General features: G+C 48.3%; 21 protein-coding genes. 4 read left to right on the top strand and 17 right to left on the bottom strand.

Annotated elements, in window-relative coordinates; all coding sequences use genetic code 11:
• Positions 1-48: 48 nt before the first annotated feature.
• Entirely contained in the window at positions 49-3,420 is a 3,372-nt protein-coding gene (locus B0I18_RS07730; RefSeq protein WP_106522114.1) for a DEAD/DEAH box helicase, read from the bottom strand.
• 244 nt (positions 3,421-3,664) lie between these two features.
• On the opposite strand from B0I18_RS07730, the gene B0I18_RS07735 reads away from it, so the two are divergent.
• Positions 3,665-3,958, top strand: a complete 294-nt coding sequence (locus tag B0I18_RS07735; RefSeq protein WP_106522115.1) for an HU family DNA-binding protein — start codon at positions 3,665-3,667, stop codon at positions 3,956-3,958.
• 107 nt (positions 3,959-4,065) lie between these two features.
• On the opposite strand, the gene B0I18_RS07740 is transcribed toward B0I18_RS07735, so the two are convergent.
• Positions 4,066-6,378, bottom strand: coding sequence for a hypothetical protein (locus tag B0I18_RS07740; protein ID WP_146146686.1), 2,313 nt, complete (start codon positions 6,376-6,378; stop codon positions 4,066-4,068).
• Between the two features lie 228 nt (positions 6,379-6,606).
• Between B0I18_RS07740 and B0I18_RS07745 the strand changes: the two genes are divergently transcribed.
• Positions 6,607-6,828, top strand: coding sequence for a hypothetical protein (locus B0I18_RS07745; protein ID WP_106522117.1), 222 nt, complete (start codon positions 6,607-6,609; stop codon positions 6,826-6,828).
• 218 nt (positions 6,829-7,046) lie between these two features.
• Entirely contained in the window at positions 7,047-7,433 is a 387-nt protein-coding gene (locus B0I18_RS24925; RefSeq protein ID WP_146146687.1) for a hypothetical protein, read from the top strand.
• 149 nt (positions 7,434-7,582) lie between these two features.
• On the opposite strand, the gene B0I18_RS07750 is transcribed toward B0I18_RS24925, so the two are convergent.
• Positions 7,583-8,041 (bottom strand): hypothetical protein, encoded by a 459-nt coding sequence (locus B0I18_RS07750; RefSeq protein ID WP_106522118.1) that lies wholly within the window; start codon positions 8,039-8,041, stop codon positions 7,583-7,585.
• A gap of 90 nt (positions 8,042-8,131) precedes the next feature.
• The gene (locus B0I18_RS25325; RefSeq protein ID WP_245882074.1) at positions 8,132-8,437 is read right to left on the bottom strand and encodes a hypothetical protein; all 306 of its coding nucleotides are present in this window, start codon (positions 8,435-8,437) and stop codon (positions 8,132-8,134) included.
• A gap of 468 nt (positions 8,438-8,905) precedes the next feature.
• On the opposite strand from B0I18_RS25325, the gene B0I18_RS07760 reads away from it, so the two are divergent.
• Positions 8,906-9,457: a hypothetical protein gene (locus B0I18_RS07760; RefSeq protein ID WP_106522120.1), complete on the top strand. Its 552-nt coding sequence runs from the start codon at positions 8,906-8,908 to the stop codon at positions 9,455-9,457.
• 130 nt (positions 9,458-9,587) lie between these two features.
• Here the strand turns inward: B0I18_RS07760 and B0I18_RS07765 are convergent, their stop codons facing one another.
• The 13 genes from B0I18_RS07765 to B0I18_RS07825 all read right to left on the bottom strand — a co-directional run bounded on the left by B0I18_RS07765 (position 9,588) and on the right by B0I18_RS07825 (position 16,425).
• Positions 9,588-9,884: a hypothetical protein gene (locus B0I18_RS07765; protein ID WP_181358376.1), complete on the bottom strand. Its 297-nt coding sequence runs from the start codon at positions 9,882-9,884 to the stop codon at positions 9,588-9,590.
• A 7-nt stretch (positions 9,885-9,891) separates the two neighbouring features.
• A complete protein-coding gene (locus B0I18_RS07770) occupies positions 9,892-10,356 on the bottom strand; it encodes a hypothetical protein (RefSeq protein WP_106522122.1) in 465 nt (154 codons plus the stop codon).
• Between the two features lie 93 nt (positions 10,357-10,449).
• Entirely contained in the window at positions 10,450-10,905 is a 456-nt protein-coding gene (locus B0I18_RS07775) for a hypothetical protein (RefSeq protein WP_106522123.1), read from the bottom strand.
• Between the two features lie 3 nt (positions 10,906-10,908).
• Positions 10,909-11,175, bottom strand: a complete 267-nt coding sequence (locus B0I18_RS07780; RefSeq protein ID WP_106522124.1) for a hypothetical protein — start codon at positions 11,173-11,175, stop codon at positions 10,909-10,911.
• A gap of 58 nt (positions 11,176-11,233) precedes the next feature.
• Positions 11,234-11,560 (bottom strand): hypothetical protein, encoded by a 327-nt coding sequence (locus tag B0I18_RS07785; protein ID WP_146146688.1) that lies wholly within the window; start codon positions 11,558-11,560, stop codon positions 11,234-11,236.
• A 214-nt stretch (positions 11,561-11,774) separates the two neighbouring features.
• Positions 11,775-12,065 (bottom strand): barstar family protein, encoded by a 291-nt coding sequence (locus B0I18_RS07790; protein ID WP_106522126.1) that lies wholly within the window; start codon positions 12,063-12,065, stop codon positions 11,775-11,777.
• A 32-nt stretch (positions 12,066-12,097) separates the two neighbouring features.
• Entirely contained in the window at positions 12,098-12,592 is a 495-nt protein-coding gene (locus B0I18_RS07795) for a hypothetical protein (RefSeq protein WP_106522127.1), read from the bottom strand.
• A 135-nt stretch (positions 12,593-12,727) separates the two neighbouring features.
• Entirely contained in the window at positions 12,728-13,351 is a 624-nt protein-coding gene (locus tag B0I18_RS07800) for a hypothetical protein (RefSeq protein WP_106522128.1), read from the bottom strand.
• Positions 13,352-13,458: 107 nt separating this feature from the next.
• Complete coding sequence (locus tag B0I18_RS07805; RefSeq protein WP_106522129.1) at positions 13,459-13,932, bottom strand: hypothetical protein; 474 nt, start codon at positions 13,930-13,932, stop codon at positions 13,459-13,461.
• 39 nt (positions 13,933-13,971) lie between these two features.
• Entirely contained in the window at positions 13,972-14,376 is a 405-nt protein-coding gene (locus B0I18_RS07810; RefSeq protein ID WP_106522130.1) for a hypothetical protein, read from the bottom strand.
• Between the two features lie 52 nt (positions 14,377-14,428).
• Positions 14,429-14,710 (bottom strand): hypothetical protein, encoded by a 282-nt coding sequence (locus B0I18_RS07815; RefSeq protein WP_106522131.1) that lies wholly within the window; start codon positions 14,708-14,710, stop codon positions 14,429-14,431.
• A 524-nt stretch (positions 14,711-15,234) separates the two neighbouring features.
• Positions 15,235-15,465, bottom strand: a complete 231-nt coding sequence (locus B0I18_RS24930) for a hypothetical protein (protein ID WP_146146689.1) — start codon at positions 15,463-15,465, stop codon at positions 15,235-15,237.
• Between the two features lie 213 nt (positions 15,466-15,678).
• Positions 15,679-16,425, bottom strand: a complete 747-nt coding sequence (locus tag B0I18_RS07825) for a barstar family protein (protein WP_146146690.1) — start codon at positions 16,423-16,425, stop codon at positions 15,679-15,681.
• Between the last annotated feature and the right edge of the window lie 89 nt (positions 16,426-16,514).

Here is a 16,514-nt window from a genome sequence, read left to right on the forward strand (position 1 = left end):
TATAGTGTTTAAGGTAACACAGGCCACTGTTCTCAGTGGCCTTTTTCTTTAACGCAACAGCTCCAGCAGTTCTTGTTTGCCCAATCCTTTTAATATGGAGGAGCCGGTGGCTATGAGGTTATCGGCGAGGTCTTTTTTCGTGGCTTGTAATTTCAGAATCTTGTCCTCCACCGTATCGGGGCATATCAGGCGTACGGCGATCACCTGGTTTTGCTGGCCGATACGATAGCTGCGGTCTATAGCCTGGTGCTCCACTGCGGGGTTCCACCAGGGATCGACCAGGTATACATAGTCGGCCTCCGCCAGGTTAAGCCCGGTGCCCCCGGCTTTCAGGCTGATGAGAAAGATGTTCCGGTCCTGCTCTTCCTTAAACTGCCGTACCTGTTGCGCCCTGTCGTGGGTTTGCCCGCTTAGGTAGGCATAGGCCATCTGCCTTTGGTCGAGCTGTTCCCGTACCAGGTCGAGCATACTTACAAACTGGGAAAAGACCAGGATCTTATGCGTGCCGGCATGTTTTTCGAGTTCTTTCATCAGCACATGGATCTTGGAGGAATGATCGCCGTAGGTCTTTTCTTTATTGATCAGGGTGGTGGCATTACAGATCTGGCGCAGGCGGGTAAGACCTTTGAGGATATGCATGCTGTTACTGCTGAGTTCTTCGTCGCGCCGGGTTTCGATAAATTCCCGGATCTCCTGTTCCTGCAGTTCATAGATCCGGCGCTGTTCTTCACCCATCGGGCAATAGAGCACGATCTCCGTTTTTTCTGGCAGCTCGGCGGCTACCTGGGCCTTTGTGCGGCGCAGTACAAAGGGGGCTACCTTGCGTTGCAGGGCACGGGCACGTTTATGATTGCCAAACTTATCGATGGGTAAGGCATACAGGTTACGGAAGTAATGTTTGTTGCCCAGCAGGCCCGGGCAGGCAAAGGACAATTGCCCGTACAGGTCGAAGGTATTGTTCTCCACCGGTGTACCGGTAAGAGAGATCCGGTTGCGGGACCGCAGTTGTACCGCGGCTTTATACCGTTCCGAATCCGGGTTTTTAATCGCCTGCGATTCATCCAGGATAGTATACCCGAAAGTAAAGGTCTTCAATAAGCTGATGTCGCTTAACAGGGTGCCATAGGTGGTCAGGATCACATCGTAGCCGCCAAAGCCTGCGACGCTGCGTAGGCGTTCCGGGCCATAATAAGTATGGACGCGCAATACCGGGGCAAACCGCTGTAACTCTTCCTGCCAGTTAAATACGAGCGAGGTGGGCATAACGATAAGGTGGGTACTGCCGGGATGTTTTTCGCCCTGGTATAACAGGAAAGCGATGATCTGTATGGTTTTTCCAAGTCCCATATCATCGGCGAGGCAGGCGCCGAAGCCGAGCCCGTCCAGGAAGGCAAGCCAGTTCAGCCCTTCCTGCTGGTAGCTTCTTAGGTTGGTCTGCAACTGCGGGGATACCGGTATCCCGGTAAGTCCCTTTGTTGTGGTAAGGTTTTCCTGCAGGGCAAGTATATCCTGTTGCACACCGGGCAGCATCATCTGGTCTTCATAGGCCTCCAGTAATGCGGCGTAATTGATCCGGGGAATCCGGATCGTTTCTCCATGCAGCTCGCCGCTTTCGAAATAGCGCGTAAACTTTTCGAGCCAGGCGCCGGGCAGTATCCCCAGCGTGCCATCGTCCAGCTGCACATATTTACTACGGTTCTTCACGGATTTGTAGAGTTGCTTCAGCGACGCTTTCTGTTTGCCGAAGGTAACTTCGGGGACTGCGTTGAACCAGTTGATGCCGCTGCTTACCTGTACGCTTACCCGTACGGTGTGCTGGTTGAGACGGTTCTTCCTGATCCCGTTGAACCCAAGGATCGTAATGCCCTGCTCCTGCCAGGCTGCAAAGGCCTGCAGGAACCAATCTTCGTCCAGGAATTTTTTCTTGTGCAGGTAGAATTGTTCCAGGTCCAGTTGTTCGGCAAAATCGGGGTGTTGGCGCATCAGCAGGCCCAGCAGGTCCAGCTCTTCTTTTTCGTCGCGTTCCACGGCAAAAGCATCGCCTTTTTTATCGGTGGCATATACCTGTTTGCGGCTAAGCACCGGTATCTCGGTCTCCCCGTATCGCATCACCGGCAGGATGCCGATATGGTTTTCCTGTTCGCTCAGGTAAATGATCCGTTCCGGTTTATGGTCGAAGCCCTGTTCCCTCAATTGCGCCGGGGTAGCCGGCCGTACATGGCTATAAGTAAGGTGTACCTTATGTTCCAGCCGGTTCAGTACCTGCTCCCTGAAACGGTCGAAAGCGCTATGCGGGATAAGCAGGCGGTAATTATGTCTCCTGAAATAACCGATAATCCTGAGCAGGCTGGGATTAGCCACCAGGTACAGCTGGTCTTTCACCTTCAGGAAATAACGGAATACGGTCTCTGTCACCTGCAGGTTATAAGGCTGGCCATTGATCCATAAATATGCAGTCAGTTCGCGGAAGTATTTGCTTTGCTGTGTCGATAGCTCCAGCCTGTATACGGGCGATGTTACCTGTACGGGCTGCAGGGAGGCGAGGGTAATATTGGCGGAAATAGCTGCGTCGTGGTAATAGCAATCGAATGCAAACGGGTTGCCGGCCAGGGCTTGTAAGGCCCGGATGTCGTTCTCCTCGCTGCCCGCCAGGTGCTCGTTTCGAATCTTAAGCAGTGCGGCATAATACTTCAGGTGTTCCGGTTGCTGGCTGCGCCAGAGGTAATCCTGCGGGTCCAGGCTTAACGGTGCGCCCTTTAGCCTGCCGTCCTTGCCGGTAGCGGCTTCCATCAGCTCTATATTCAGCTGGTCGGAGTAGCGGTGGCGGCAAAGTACCAGGATCCTGCGGTTTTCGGGCAACTCCAGGTAAGGCGCCGCCGCCGGTTGTACCGGTGGAAAGAAATGTTCCTGCAGGTATTGCTCCCGGCCTATATCTGCTGCCGCGATCATCCCGGGCAGCAGGGGCGATATCTGCAGTTGCCGGTCTTCATACCGGACGAGGAAGAAGTCGTCGGGGTCGCTGCCGGGGTCGAGACCGTATTCGGGCAGTCGCGCAGCCAGGGCTTCCCGGCGCAATTGTTTATCGAAGAACAGCCGGACCTCCTTCCGGTTCATCAGGCAAAACAGGACCCTGGCTTCATGGCTGCACAGTTTCTTCTTAGCACTGTTGCAGGTGCAAGCCAGTTCCAGCGCCGTTTCCCGGAGCTCCAGGCTTACCTGTACAGGGCCCGCGCCGGGCCGGTTTTCGGTAAACAAACCATAACCCGGTTCCAGGTATTGAGCGCTGATGCTATCCAGGCCACGCGTTTCCGGCTCTTCGGCGCTGTGTACAAAGATCAGGGTATTGCTGAGCGCGGTGATGTCGAAAGGCGCTATCGTGTAGCGGTGCATGGGCTGGGGTACTTGGCCTGAAGGCTGCATGGTCGTCCTGTTGAATCCTGTATGGTTAAGAAGGTAAAGATACTAAGAATGCCGTGGCAAGCGGGGTACGGGGCCTTAATTCCGGTTGTGCCTGCCAAAAGGCCCGGATTTACTGTGTTTTTGGCTCCGGTATGCCCGGAAAAGTAGTGTGGATAACGGATGTGAATAATTTTTTCGCATTTTTTATGGTTGTATCCCTGAACTTTTGTAACATCGCCATTCAATAATAAAAACAATATAGATTATGAACAAAGCTGAATTAATTGATCAGATCGCATCTGACGCCGGCCTTACTAAAGTGCAGGCAAATGAAGTATTGAATTCCTTCACAGCTGCGGTTACCGGCGCCCTGAAAAAAGGTGAAAATGTAACCCTGGTAGGTTTTGGTACTTTCTCCGTTTCTCAGCGTACTGCCCGTAATGGCCGTAACCCTCAGACCGGCGAGGTTATTAAAATCAAAGCAAGGAAAGTTCCTAAATTTAAAGCGGGTAAAGACCTGGCAGCTAAAGTTGCCGCGGCTAAAACTCCTAAAAAATAGTTCTATCCCGATCAAAAGGAAGAAGCAGGGACCACGGTTCCTGCTTCTTCCTTTTATAGCCTATCGGGTTCTTACCTGCTGTTTGCAATGCCTGCCTGTCGCAGCGATCAGGGCAAGGGGGTTATCCGGTTGAGCTGGCTAACCAGCGAATCCAGTTTATAGTTATGATGCAGCCGGCTTTGCATACGCCTGAGCGTGGCATCCGATATCGACCAGTTCATGGCATAGGTCTCTTCGCTGTCGTTGCTATACAGGTTCATTTCAAAGTAAAGCTGGGGCAAGCCGTAACGCAGGCTTACCGGGTCTTTATAATACAGGGTTTGGATATACTTTTCCAGCCTCGAATTGTTTACCGAAGTTTGCGAACTGTAAGATCCCGCCAGGGTGAGCAGCGGCGCAGCCAGGTCGTTGCTGAAGGGAAACGCTTTATTGAAGCGCGTTACGGAATAGGGCGTGTTACTGATATGTACCACCAGGAAGCGTAGTTTGTTCAATGCCACGCCGTAACGGTTTTGCAATACCGTATCGTTTTTGACCAGGTAGTCGAGGTGCATGATCATCTCGTGTACGACGCCAGCACCCGAATTATCAAAATAACCGCCATCCACAAAATAATGCCTGGCCTTATACCGCTTGCCATCGGCGTCCTCTTCCATACGGGTCATACAACCGGCAGGGCTGATATAGGGAAACCTGGCGCCCATCACCACGGCAGTGCTCAGGCGCAGATCTTCGCCGGGCTCGAGCAGCGACAATACATCCAGCCGGCGTCCGAATACGGCGGTATCGATCCGGATATTGCTGATCACCCCGGGCATCCCATCCTGCATTCTTGTGGTATTGATACAAAGCGCGGGCAGGGTGTAGGAGGCCTGCCTGTTGGTGGCTAGTTGCGAGAAGGACGTGGCGAAAAAGCCGTCCAGTAGCGTGTTCCGGCTGGCGCCCGCTTCCATGGCATATTCCAGCGCCCGGGCGCGGTCGGCCACAGCGGGGTATATACTGTTAAAGATATCGGGACCCAGCATACGGGCCAGGGTATAGGTCAGGAAGTCGGTTTTCAGGAAGTCCTGTGCGGGCTGTACCAGGCCGCTGCGGTTCAGGCTGCCGGCATAACCGGCATTAAGCTGCCGCAGGTACAACAGCGAAAAGAAAGTTGCATTACCCACACTGCCACCCGATGCACCGGATAAAGCAAAAAGATGCCGGCTGAAACGCTGATCCGTAGCGCTATCCAGCGCGCCCAATACCGATGCCGTCCAGTAGCCCGAACGCGAAGCCCCGCCATCGGCATGGGCAAATACCAGGGGCAGCAAATCCAGGCTGTCATTCCGGAGCTCGCTTTCATGTTGTGCCAGCCAGTTATAGAAGAAAGTCTTTAAGTCCTGGCGTTGGTCATAGGGCACATGTTGTACGGGGAAGGTGGTTATCTTATGAGGTTCGAACAACAGGCCACCCACCAGCATCGGGATCAATAGGAAAAAGGCGATCTTCACCCGGTACATGACCGAAAACATTTTGATCAGGTTGAACAGGCCGGCATAGAAACCCAGCGCCAGTAATACTACGCCCAGTGTGCCGAAGCCGATAGAGAAGGGAAGCCAGAATACGGCCAGCAGGTAAATGACCAGCGCAATAAAGGATACCAGGTTGAAGATGGCGAAGGTAAAATCCTCGAAGCCGGGTATCTTACCCAAAGCCCTCGAAAAGATGCGGCTCAACAGGTCTTCGAGCAGGCCGAGTAATTGGCCGGCGCCCCAGATATTGCCGATATGCCGCCGGTTAATCACAAGGAATATAAACATGAATTGTAACAGGGTGGCGCCGATAATCATGCTCAGGCTGCTTTCGCGTACCATGCCAAAACCGGCGATGACGAACAGGTTGAGCCAGAAGACAACGCTGCATACGCGGGAGAACCGCCGGCTGCCGTATTTTTTCCGGAAGGTAACCGACCCGATCCGGGTCCATAGGTTCAGTTGCCAGTACAACACACCATAGCCCACCAGCAGTAAGAATATCATCAGCCCGTTGAGCGGTACACTAAGCAGGCCGGGCTTATTGAGCAGGGCCATCACGAACAGGGCGTAAATATAAAAGCCCATCAGTCTGGGCATATGGTAGAGCAGGCCGGGAGAAAGCTGCATCAGGTCGGATTCCAGGTAACTGATGATTCGGCTCGAATACCAGGTTATATACACCCAGAAGAACAGCGCCAGCATCACCAGGATACCGGGGTACCAATGGGTGTTTTCTGAGGTCTTGACCAATACATCGCCGCCTTGTGAGAGATTGAGAAAGGCCAGGCCGAAAGCCGTAAGCAGGAGCAGGTTGGAGGTATAGAGCCAGAATACTTTCAGCATCGTGCTGATGCGCTGTAAGATATTACCCCGTTCCGGTAGAATATTGGTTGTCCTTGCCATAGTCCTGGATTCGATCTCCTGCAAAGAAATTATAAAATGATAACAAAAAGCAAGTATAGCCCGCGGATCATAAAAAGATAGCGTATGGCTTTTCTTTAAATGGATTTTAACAGCAATAGCGGTGTGGGGTTCCCGTCCGGCGGGGCCTGTAGGGAAGTAACAAATCAGTAACCAAATGATAATTAGATGTTTAGTAAATAAAATATCATCTTTGTTAAAATTTTTACAATGAATGAAGTTGAGCGCCATGCAGACATGCAGGGCAGGGAGGATGACCCGCTGCCGGATTGGGTCTATCGCACCAAAGCATCCAACGTATGTCCCAAGTGTGGCAAAGCTGCACTGGATACGCGGGTTCCACGTCCTGTAGTGGTCAAGCTCCTGTTGTTCTGGCTGCCGATACGGAGGTACGAATGTTCCTTCTGTTTTAAGCGCAGTTATCTCCGGTAAGGATCCGACCCCGATCCTGAGCACCGGTCGTCCGGGCAGGCAACAGCTATTGCATGCCCGGGCTTTTTTATGAAAAATGCTACTCCTGCTGCGCCGTTCTGCGCGTGTTTTCGTTTCCTTTTTTCCGGCTTGTTCCTGCCCCGTTATTGCAATGTTATTCTGCAAAAACGATTATGCTTTTTGTATTCCGGCGCGTCTAAATAACAAATACAAAAACAATGAAAAAGTTAGTGTTGATCGTCTTGATGTCCGCGATGGTGTCTGGTGCCTCTGCACAGTTTCGCGGACGTGGCGACGGAGGATTTCACAGAGGCAGGACTACGGTAGTAGTGCGTGGTGGAATTTATCCGCACTACTATTATCCCTACGGCGGTTTAGGATGGTATTCATCCTGGTATAATGCGCCGTATTACCGGAACTACAACAGGCCCAGTAAGCTCGATATGGAAGTGGCGGATATCAAACATGATTATTCCGATCGTATCCACTCCGTGAAGATGGACAATACCCTGCCTGCTGCCGACCGGAAAGCAAAAGTAAAGGAACTGAAACAGGAACGTAAAGATGCCGTCTACCAGGCAAAAAGAGATTATTATAAATCTTAACAGGCAAATAGAGAAGATGAGGATGTATGTGGTGTATAGGGGCAAGAGCAATCCTTCGGGGTTGCTCTTTGCTTTGATGGAAACCTTACCGGTCGCGGCAACATAGATAGGGGGGGAGCAGGGTTCCGCCCCGGTTTATGGTAAGGCTACTATTTCATAAACGCTTTAACCAGCGGAATATCATCAAAGGTTTGCGCAGACATTTGAAATATATCTATGCCGGAATGCAACATCCTGTCTATATCGATGGCTGTTGTCTGCAGGATATAGTCCCGGTTTTTTATTCCTGCGAGCCAGCGTTCCGGCAACGCAAAGTCTTCCCGTTCCAGGTAATCAAAGAGAAGGTTGTTAAAGATCACTTCGCCATCGGTATAATAGGCCAGTTCGGAGGTCTTTGTTCCGGAGTAGGCGTTGCATCGTTCATAACTGGTGGCTACTATGTTCGGGCATTGCGCACAGTATTGCTGCAGGGCGCGGCGCTGTTCTGGGGTATAGATGTCTTTTTGGCGAAAGGACGCGATAGACGGGTATAACGACGGATCTTCTTTTTTGATCAGCTCTTCCCTGAAGAAAGGCAACAGGCGGCTGTTCCAGCTGGTATAGTGCATAGGGTAAGCATAGTGGCTGTAAAAAAATGTGTTTTTCGACGTTGTTGGTGTTTGCGCCGTTTGTTGGTGTTGTCACCAACAACATATGATTTACGGTGATGATAAAAAACCAAATTGATCTATCCCTGTTTCATAATAGCTGGCTGAAGAATAATGATATTCGGCAGGGTGGAGTGCCAATCCAGCCCTCACGGGGTTCTCGTGTATGTATTTTATCTTCTGTTCTAATACAGCCGCTGTATACACATCAACGGATAATGGATTTCTTTGCCAAAACTGGTATTGCCGGTCTTTGGCATTCACGTAGAAGTATTTCAAAATCTCAGCGTGATGTTCCTGTAAATCGAATTTTATTTTTTGGGCCGTATACTTTAGGAAGTCTCTTTGTACATTCATGTATAGATGCGGGTGTCTGACCTGCCATACCAGGTGTATATGGTTCTGCATAATAACAAATGCATGCACAAATACTCTTTGGTGTTTGGTGAGGAAGTTCAAACTATCAACAACGATGTCTTTGTACTTGTCGGGTGTCAATAACTTCCTCCATTTTAGAATGGTGGCTGTAAAAAATTGTGTTTCGTATCGTTTATATGGAAGCATTAAAAATGTAAGTTACGATTTAAAAGCGCTAAGTAGAACGTGTCTAGGATTTTATGTTCTGCTATTAGTGATGTGTTGTGTTGTTGGTGACAACACCAACAACGGCGGAAAAGCGCTAAACAGAACGTGCCTGTGATGTTCTACCATTGGTGATGTGTTGTGTTGTTGGTGAAAACACCAACAACGGCGGGAACGGCGGGAAACACCAGCAAGGGGCGGAATTTTGGATTCTAAAAATCAATTACCCTATCAGACCGGATTATGAAAATTGTAATTTCACTTTTACTTGTTTTTAGCTGTTTTAGGGCAATGACACAAGAGGGCGATACCAAGCGACAGGGTTATACTGCTGGTGATACGATTTACTGGAATAAGGATAGAAAACTTACCTGGGATGATTTTCAGGGTATGCCGGATACAAATTCGATTGGAGGAGCGGCTACTTATTCAGGCCTTGTAACAGCATCACGGTATACTTCCGATACTTCTATTAGCGTAATTATAAGCGCTGTATTTTATCGAAAACGATCCTGGCAGAAAACACGGTATCAAACAGCCCGATCATTGCAACATGAGCAGGGCCATTTTGATATCACTGAAGTCTTCGCGCGCAAAGCCAACATTGCTTTTAAGGCATATAGATTTAATAGGACTACCGTAAACGCAGATATAAACCGGATTTTTTATTCGTTTGCTGCCCAAGAAGATAGTGTGCAGTATGTGTATGATAGAGCAACAGATAATCACAGAAATGTCGCGCAACAAAAAATATGGGATAAGAAGATCGCCGGTTGGTTGAAAACCGGCAGATAATACAACGGCACACGACAAGATTATCTTAGGGCGTGTTCGTGAGCTAGCTTTATCTTAATCAGAAAATGCTTTCGTGTTTTATCGCCTTTGTTGGTGTTGTCACCAACAAAGGCGGGACCGGTGATGTGTGTTATACAAAAAGATATTTGTGGAGCGCGCTCTTGTTCGCGGCGATAAAAAGGGTGCATGCGTGAGGGGCTTCCACCTGGTCAATCGCTTGATCCCGGAAGCGGATCTCTGTCACGACTACCTGCTCCTTACCTTCGGGGTCTGCATAAAGTACATCGCCTTGCCTGATCGTGTTCAACGCCCTGCCTGTTACTGCTATATTATCCTTCTTATTTGCGGATACTTCTGATATTTCAAATTGAGGCGTCATGGTAGTAGTAGCGCAGGTTTGGCTTGTTGGTATACAAATGTACTGCATGCGCCGGTTATAATTGCCCGGAGTGAGGGAATCTTGCCGCTGCGAAGTTTATGAAGTCCGGGACATTGTCTGGCGGCGGTTCCTCTGCCGTAATACACGCAACCTTTGCCGACAGGAATGTTTTTATTGCTTTGAAGAGCGCCGTACTTTGCGGTTCTTCCGGATGTCTGCCGGTAATAGAAATGCCCAGGATCAGTTGACCATCCCTGGTGTAAAAGGCCATCGCATGTTGTATCGTGGCAACCGGGTTGCTGCTCCGCCAGTATATACTGTAGTCCTTGTCCGGATGGGCTTCCAGGTAACGGAGCAATGCGCTGGTTTCACTAAAGATAATAGGAGTGTGGGCTTCGCTATCGACGGGGTAATCTTCGGCAGAAGATTTCCGGTCCGGCAGGTAGCGGTTGAGGAAGGCCGATACGAATTCGCTATCCCGGTTGGCGACGAGGAAATATTGGTCGAGGTATTGTGGCATAAAGGAAGTTTTGGGAGTAGCAGGCCTGGCGCCCCGTGTAAATATAGTGCTTATTGTTCCTGTTGGTTACTTGGCCCGGATTTGTATATGCGATCAAAAACCGCTAAGGACCAGGGCGGGCTTGCCCAGGGCCGCTATAGTGTCTTTGCTGAAGCCTTCGCAGGCATCCGATACTGCCAGGCAATCCGGGGCGCTGATCAAACGCAGGGTTGTCAACTCGTACGCATTGGCGCCCGAATACCGGTCCAGGATGATAATGCTTTTCGCTTTCCGGTAGAGATACACTTCGGGTTCTATAGACTCGTAATGTAACTTGATGGTTTTCTCCTTATAGGTTAGCACAAGCTGTTTGTCAAATACGAAATCCTGCCACGCAAGCCTGCTGTAGACGCTGTTGAGTGTCACTTCCAGGTCCCCGGTACGGAATTGCTCCCGCTTGTGGACAAAAGTGCAGGGTGCATAAAGCAGGATCATAAAGCCTAAAGCGAGTACCGCAATAAATGCCTGTTGTTTGATGGGCGGCGGAGTTGTACGGAAATGTGTGGTCATTTTTTATGTTGCTTGTTTTTGTAAAGCCAGACACAGGTAATCAACTACGGCTGCGTTGCCGGTAATGGCCATACCTGTATAGGTTTCCAGTTCTATGCTGATCATAGAGCCGCTTAACATGACCTGGTAACACTGGTAGTCCTGTGATCCGGCCACTCCTTCTTTTTGTGCTGTAAGTGCGGCGCCTTCCTGTAATAAAAGGAGCTCCAGCTTGTCGATGACTTCCTTGTTGTACTCCGCACCAATAATAACTGTTTTTATCTCTTCCATGATTTATTGTTGATAGGGCTAACCTGTTCTGTTCTTATCATCCAGGGAATTGCTTTATCTATTTTGATCCCCGCGTTAAGGTCCAGATATTTCCGTTTTCCAGCGACATCAATACGAGGCTGCTATCCGTCAGGCTTTCAACGGAGAAGCGGGATACTGCACCTTCAAGGGAGGTAAATGTCAGGTAAATCGGGGCTTCGTCAGCCGTGGTCTGGTCCTTGCCTGTGCTTAAGGTGTATCTTGTCGTATCGCTGCTATAGGCGCTGGCATGGATACATAAGCTGTCAGTAAACAGTGTGCGGATGGCTGCGTCCCGGGTATACCATGGTCCTTTTATTTGTTGCCCATATATGGACAGGATAGGTGTGTTAATGTGGTCAGTCAACGCTATGCCTTGCGCAAACCTGGTTCCGGCCGGCAGCGTGCTGCAGGATGTTATCCATAGTATTACCAGGAGCAGGCTATTTCGATGCCTATTCTTTGTTACCTGTAGCATGAAGATTGTTGTCGAGGCTAAAGCTTGAATTAATGTCCGGGATACTTTCTGTTTTATTGCTATCGCTGCCTTTAAAACCGGTATATCCTGCCAGGTGCGTATCTTATTCCATCACCAGGTGAAGCCTTTCTGATGCTTTAAGATGTGCCTGGTCCCAGGCTTCCACGCGCCGCAACACGTTGAGTAGGGTCCGGTGCTCATCTCCTGGTTGCTCGCGGGAGGCGTCGATATTGATCCATTTTATAGTGAGCGGCCGTTCAACAGCTGTAGTCAGCAGATCCCATAATGCATCGGTATTGTGGCCGTAGTAAGGCCAGTCGAATGTTTTAGCAAAGAAGGCGTGTATTGCCCGCACGCTATCGTACTGCCGGCCGTCAATTAAAACCGTTTTCATACCTGTACTGTCGTTTTAGATGCGATTGTTTTTTAAATAAGCGTATCCAATGCTGTAACCACATAGGTCCTTTCTGCGTATACAGTTTCATCTTTGCCATTGGGATATACCGTCGTAAATTGCTCCCCGTACACCTTCCGGCTTATCTCATTGGCCAGGTGCGCTATTTCATTTTTTTGTCTGCCGGTTATACGTTTGGGTTTATAGCTTCGTTTTTGCACGGATGTTATAAATGCTTCTGGCCAGGCAAAGTGATGCAGCAGGGAATAATGGTTAAGGTCCCCGCTCCATATCCAGTTGCCATCGGTAAGCAGCGTCTCGTTACTGGTAATGGATTGGTTATCGAAAATGCATTTGCCAAGGTCCAGTAAGATCTCAATATAGCAGGCTTTATCCAGATAGGCCTGGAGTGCGCTGAGATCGATATCCCGGCGCGTCTCCCGGACCGCACAGGCCTGCAGGTAAGTATCGGTTATTTGGTAAAGCGGTATCTCATGGGTCTGTATATCCGCAAGGAATCGTTTCATAGGGTATTGTCGTTAAGCTCTTGTAAGCCATCACAGAGCGGCTTGCTGCTGTTTGTATAAAGATACCAATCGGACAGTTTTATCCTCTATATAAATTTTAAGATATTCGTTTGCGCCGGGATGTAGTTGTGCAGGCTACCTTCTGAATGTGATCTGCTGTTCGTTTGCCAATTCAATTACGAGTTTGTTTTTGCTGATCCGCGTACGGATTATAGCAGTATTCGTCAAACTGCCGGGAAGCTTAACTATTTTTTGCTGCTCTGTCCTGATGTCTTCCATTATTATTTTCCGGGGTTCATTGTAATCCTGGTAAACGACCAGGTCCTCTTCCAACTTGGCTGCCAGCGCCGTTTCATAATATTTGACCATCATGCGCCCATCGTGGATATAACAAATCGTAAACTCCCTGTAGCTTTGTCCCGATCCCCTGAGCAGGCAAAGGGTGTGTTTATGATAAGCATAAAATGCAGGCACCAGGCCCTGGGGCACGGTGCAGTCGAACCGGTATCCCAGCATGGTGTCTTTGTTTTCGAGTTGTACGCGTACATCATAAAACGTGTCCCGGATCACATACTTTAAACTACTGGTAGCATCAAAGAGGGTATCCTTACGATATATACAATCTTCAAGCCTGGCTTTTACCCTTTCTTTGGGCTTATCGTGTTTCGCTTTATCCCGGTCTCCTGCCTGCCTGTCCGTACAGGCGCTGAAGCCGGGAACCAGGAGCAGTAAAAAGAGATAAGGTTTATATTGTGCCATCTTTCCTGTTTGTTTACGCTGTTTGACAGGGCCAGGTCATCGATGTTATGCTTACCCATGCCGGCCCCTTAAGCTATGAGCAAGATCTTAAGGCATAGACGCTCCGTTTATACCAGGTCTTGTAATGCCATAGCCAGGTCTTTCTTCTTTAAAGGATCGCTTACCAGGGGACTATCGTTTAATTTGTCGAGCCATTTTTGAGCGATACTTTTTACGCCCGGCAGGCCTTTGCGATGCATCTTGGTCAGACAAAAAATGGCATCGCTTATATTATCCGTATCTGTTGCAAATTTCAGGAGATAGGGCACCTTCGTGAAATTATTATTGGTCAGGAAAATCATAGCAATTTGAAACCGGACTTGTTCCTGGCGGGTTTCCTGGAACGTGGTCTCCAATTTGTGTTGCAGGCGTTCCATTATGGCACTGATCCGTTCGGCTACAAACAGGCTGTCGCCTGATGTTTCTAACAGGCCGGTGAGTTGGTCCGTGAAGTGATCCAAAACGGTTATTGCTTCATCCAATCCGGCAATCTGTAAAGGCAGGCTGTCCGAATTGATTTTTTCTAAGATTTCCTTTTTCATGTTTCCCGGGTTTAATCTTTTGCCGTAACGAGCTTTTATTTATGCCGGACAAAGTACAAGCTCATCCGGGTTGTAGCGCCGGCTCTTTCTTCTGCCGCCTATTACAATATAATACTTATAGTCAAGATCTTTGGTGTGCCAGATGAATTCACAAACGGTACCTTTGACTTCGGGTCGCGCTACCTCCCGGACAGGGTCGCCCATCCTGAATTTTGGTGCAGGTAAGATCCGGAAAACTCCTTCTGCCTTTACCCGTATTGTTTCGCCGGTTATCTTTTTTAAGGTTAGGTATGCTGCGTCCTCGTATACACATTCGGAAAAGCTGCCCAGGCCTTGTTCTTCGGCCTTTGCAAGGTCCTCGGGATGTATCAGGTCGTTGTTCCTGCTGGCATGGTATTTACTCCAGGAGCAGATCAGCCATTGATACAAATAGGTCTGTTGCATTTTTTTGTTTCGTATTGTTGATGTGCTTTGCTCTAAACCCGAACCCATAAATTCAATAAGCGCTATCCGGGAACATTACCGCCTTATCCCATCCTGTAATGAGGATATCGTTTTCCGTATATGCCACATTGAAGCCGGTGAATTTTAAGGTGCTTAAAAGATTGTTCCAGTCTTTCGTGTACGCGTCGATCCGGACTTCTTTTTCTTTATGAAATAAATCTATTAACGGGCTTATGGTCTCAAATGCTAGATCACTGTATTCGCGGATCACTTTCAATGCAATCAGCAGCGGAAAATTTTTGGTATAGATGATGGTAATATTTATCTTTTTCATGGGTTTTAGTGTCAATTGGCCAGTACTCGCCCTATGGTGGGTGCTGTATCAAACACATTATTATAGTAAACAGACTTGCATCCTTCAATTATAACGGTTATCACCTATTCCGGAGCATAAGAGCGATACACGTTGTCATTTTTTTCATCGATCCATATGCGGCCGCAGGATGCGCATTTGGCCAGGTCCTTTGCAATTTTATGTAAGCTATCGAAAATCTGCTCATCGCTGGGATTTGCTTTTATTTCCTCAACAAAATCCTCAACCGTTACATCCGGTATAACCAGGTATTTGTTAGGTGATGGAATGGCCCCAAGCGAAATTATATGGTCGCATATGCATCTGATACTGGGCATCGTGTCCTTTTATTTAGGTAGTTAATATGTTATAAGGGGCTATCAGCCGGAGATAAATAGCCTGTTAATCGTTGTTAGGCCTGATCATAGTAGATGTAGGAACAGGGCGGGGTTTTGCTGCGAAAAATGGTACAGGCTTTCCTTTTTGTACCTTCTGCCGGATAAACTTTACCAGGATACTTTAAGCATAAATCCATGGTGCTTCAATATGTTAATAAGTGTGTCCAATTCCAGAGTTGTAATATCGCAATGGATGTCATGGCCTTCATGAAATTGTCGTAACTGGGGTGCAATTGCTTCTAATGTTAAATCGCTATAACTACAGATAGCTTTTAATGCCGTTAAAATGCTACGGTCTTTATTGTCTTCGAAGGGGATGGAGATGCGTACTTTTTTCATTATTGGGTTGTTATTGCCGGTGGCGGTAATGAGTTGGGTTTTATGCTACGGTCCAGGTATTGTTTCATATGGGTTATTGCAGACTTGCTTACCTTAACCGGTTACAAAGGATAATCTGAAGTAGGGCTGCCGTTGTTCGATGGTATGTATGCGAATATGGAAGAACACTTTTGAATGTATCCAGCATAAAAGGAAGTTAACATAATACGATTCCTAATCATCATGTGTGATAAAGGTATCAAATCCAAATTTTCTAAAAATAGTACATACACGGTCAAATTCATCCGGGTAATAGGTGTTTAGTGCACTCCTGATCCGGCGGCTTGATGTAAAGACGATTTTGGATCCATGACCTTCTGTCGGTCTCATCTCCAACAGGCAATCTTCGAAGCTTTCGATACCCTGTCCAAAATATCCCCGGCTACCAAAAAAGACTTCGCCCAGCAAACAATAGAAATCCAATTCATTGTCCACGCGGAGGCCGTCAATGATATAAGTCCTGTTTTTTTTGGTTTCCCTGGGGATGCCGCTGTAATAAAGGCAACCCGTGAGCCAGGTCCTCTTGTCCCTTGTATTTAAGCCCTGCCAGCCCTTACCCGTATTGTTATCCCAGGCCTTTAGCAGGTTAATCAGGTCCTGTTCATAATGATGTTGTTCCGGATTAAAGTCGCAGATAAGGTATAGCCTGTTATCATCGGTAAAGCTGATGCCCTGTAGCAATTTTACTTCGAAATAGTCCCGGACTTTTTGCTTATACTTTATCACGATGTTTTGGATACTATGCCTCGTTAATTCCAGCGCCCCGCTAGGTCTGAAGTTTTCAAAACTGATCTGTGATGTATTTTTTGAAGGCCCCGTTTTAATATCTAAAAAGTCGGCCACTCCCATTTCCTGTTGGTTACAGGAGATGATTATCTGAAGATCTTTCATGTCGTATCGATCAACGGTTTTTACAGGCAAAGCCTTTTGATAACCTTATTATTGCAGGACGGAATACCGGCTAGCAATGCAATGCGCGCTTACACGTTCAGTTCTGGCTTATCCTTTAT

The organism is Taibaiella chishuiensis (genome assembly GCF_003014535.1).
Taxonomy (GTDB): Bacteria; Bacteroidota; Bacteroidia; order Chitinophagales; family Chitinophagaceae; genus Taibaiella; species Taibaiella chishuiensis.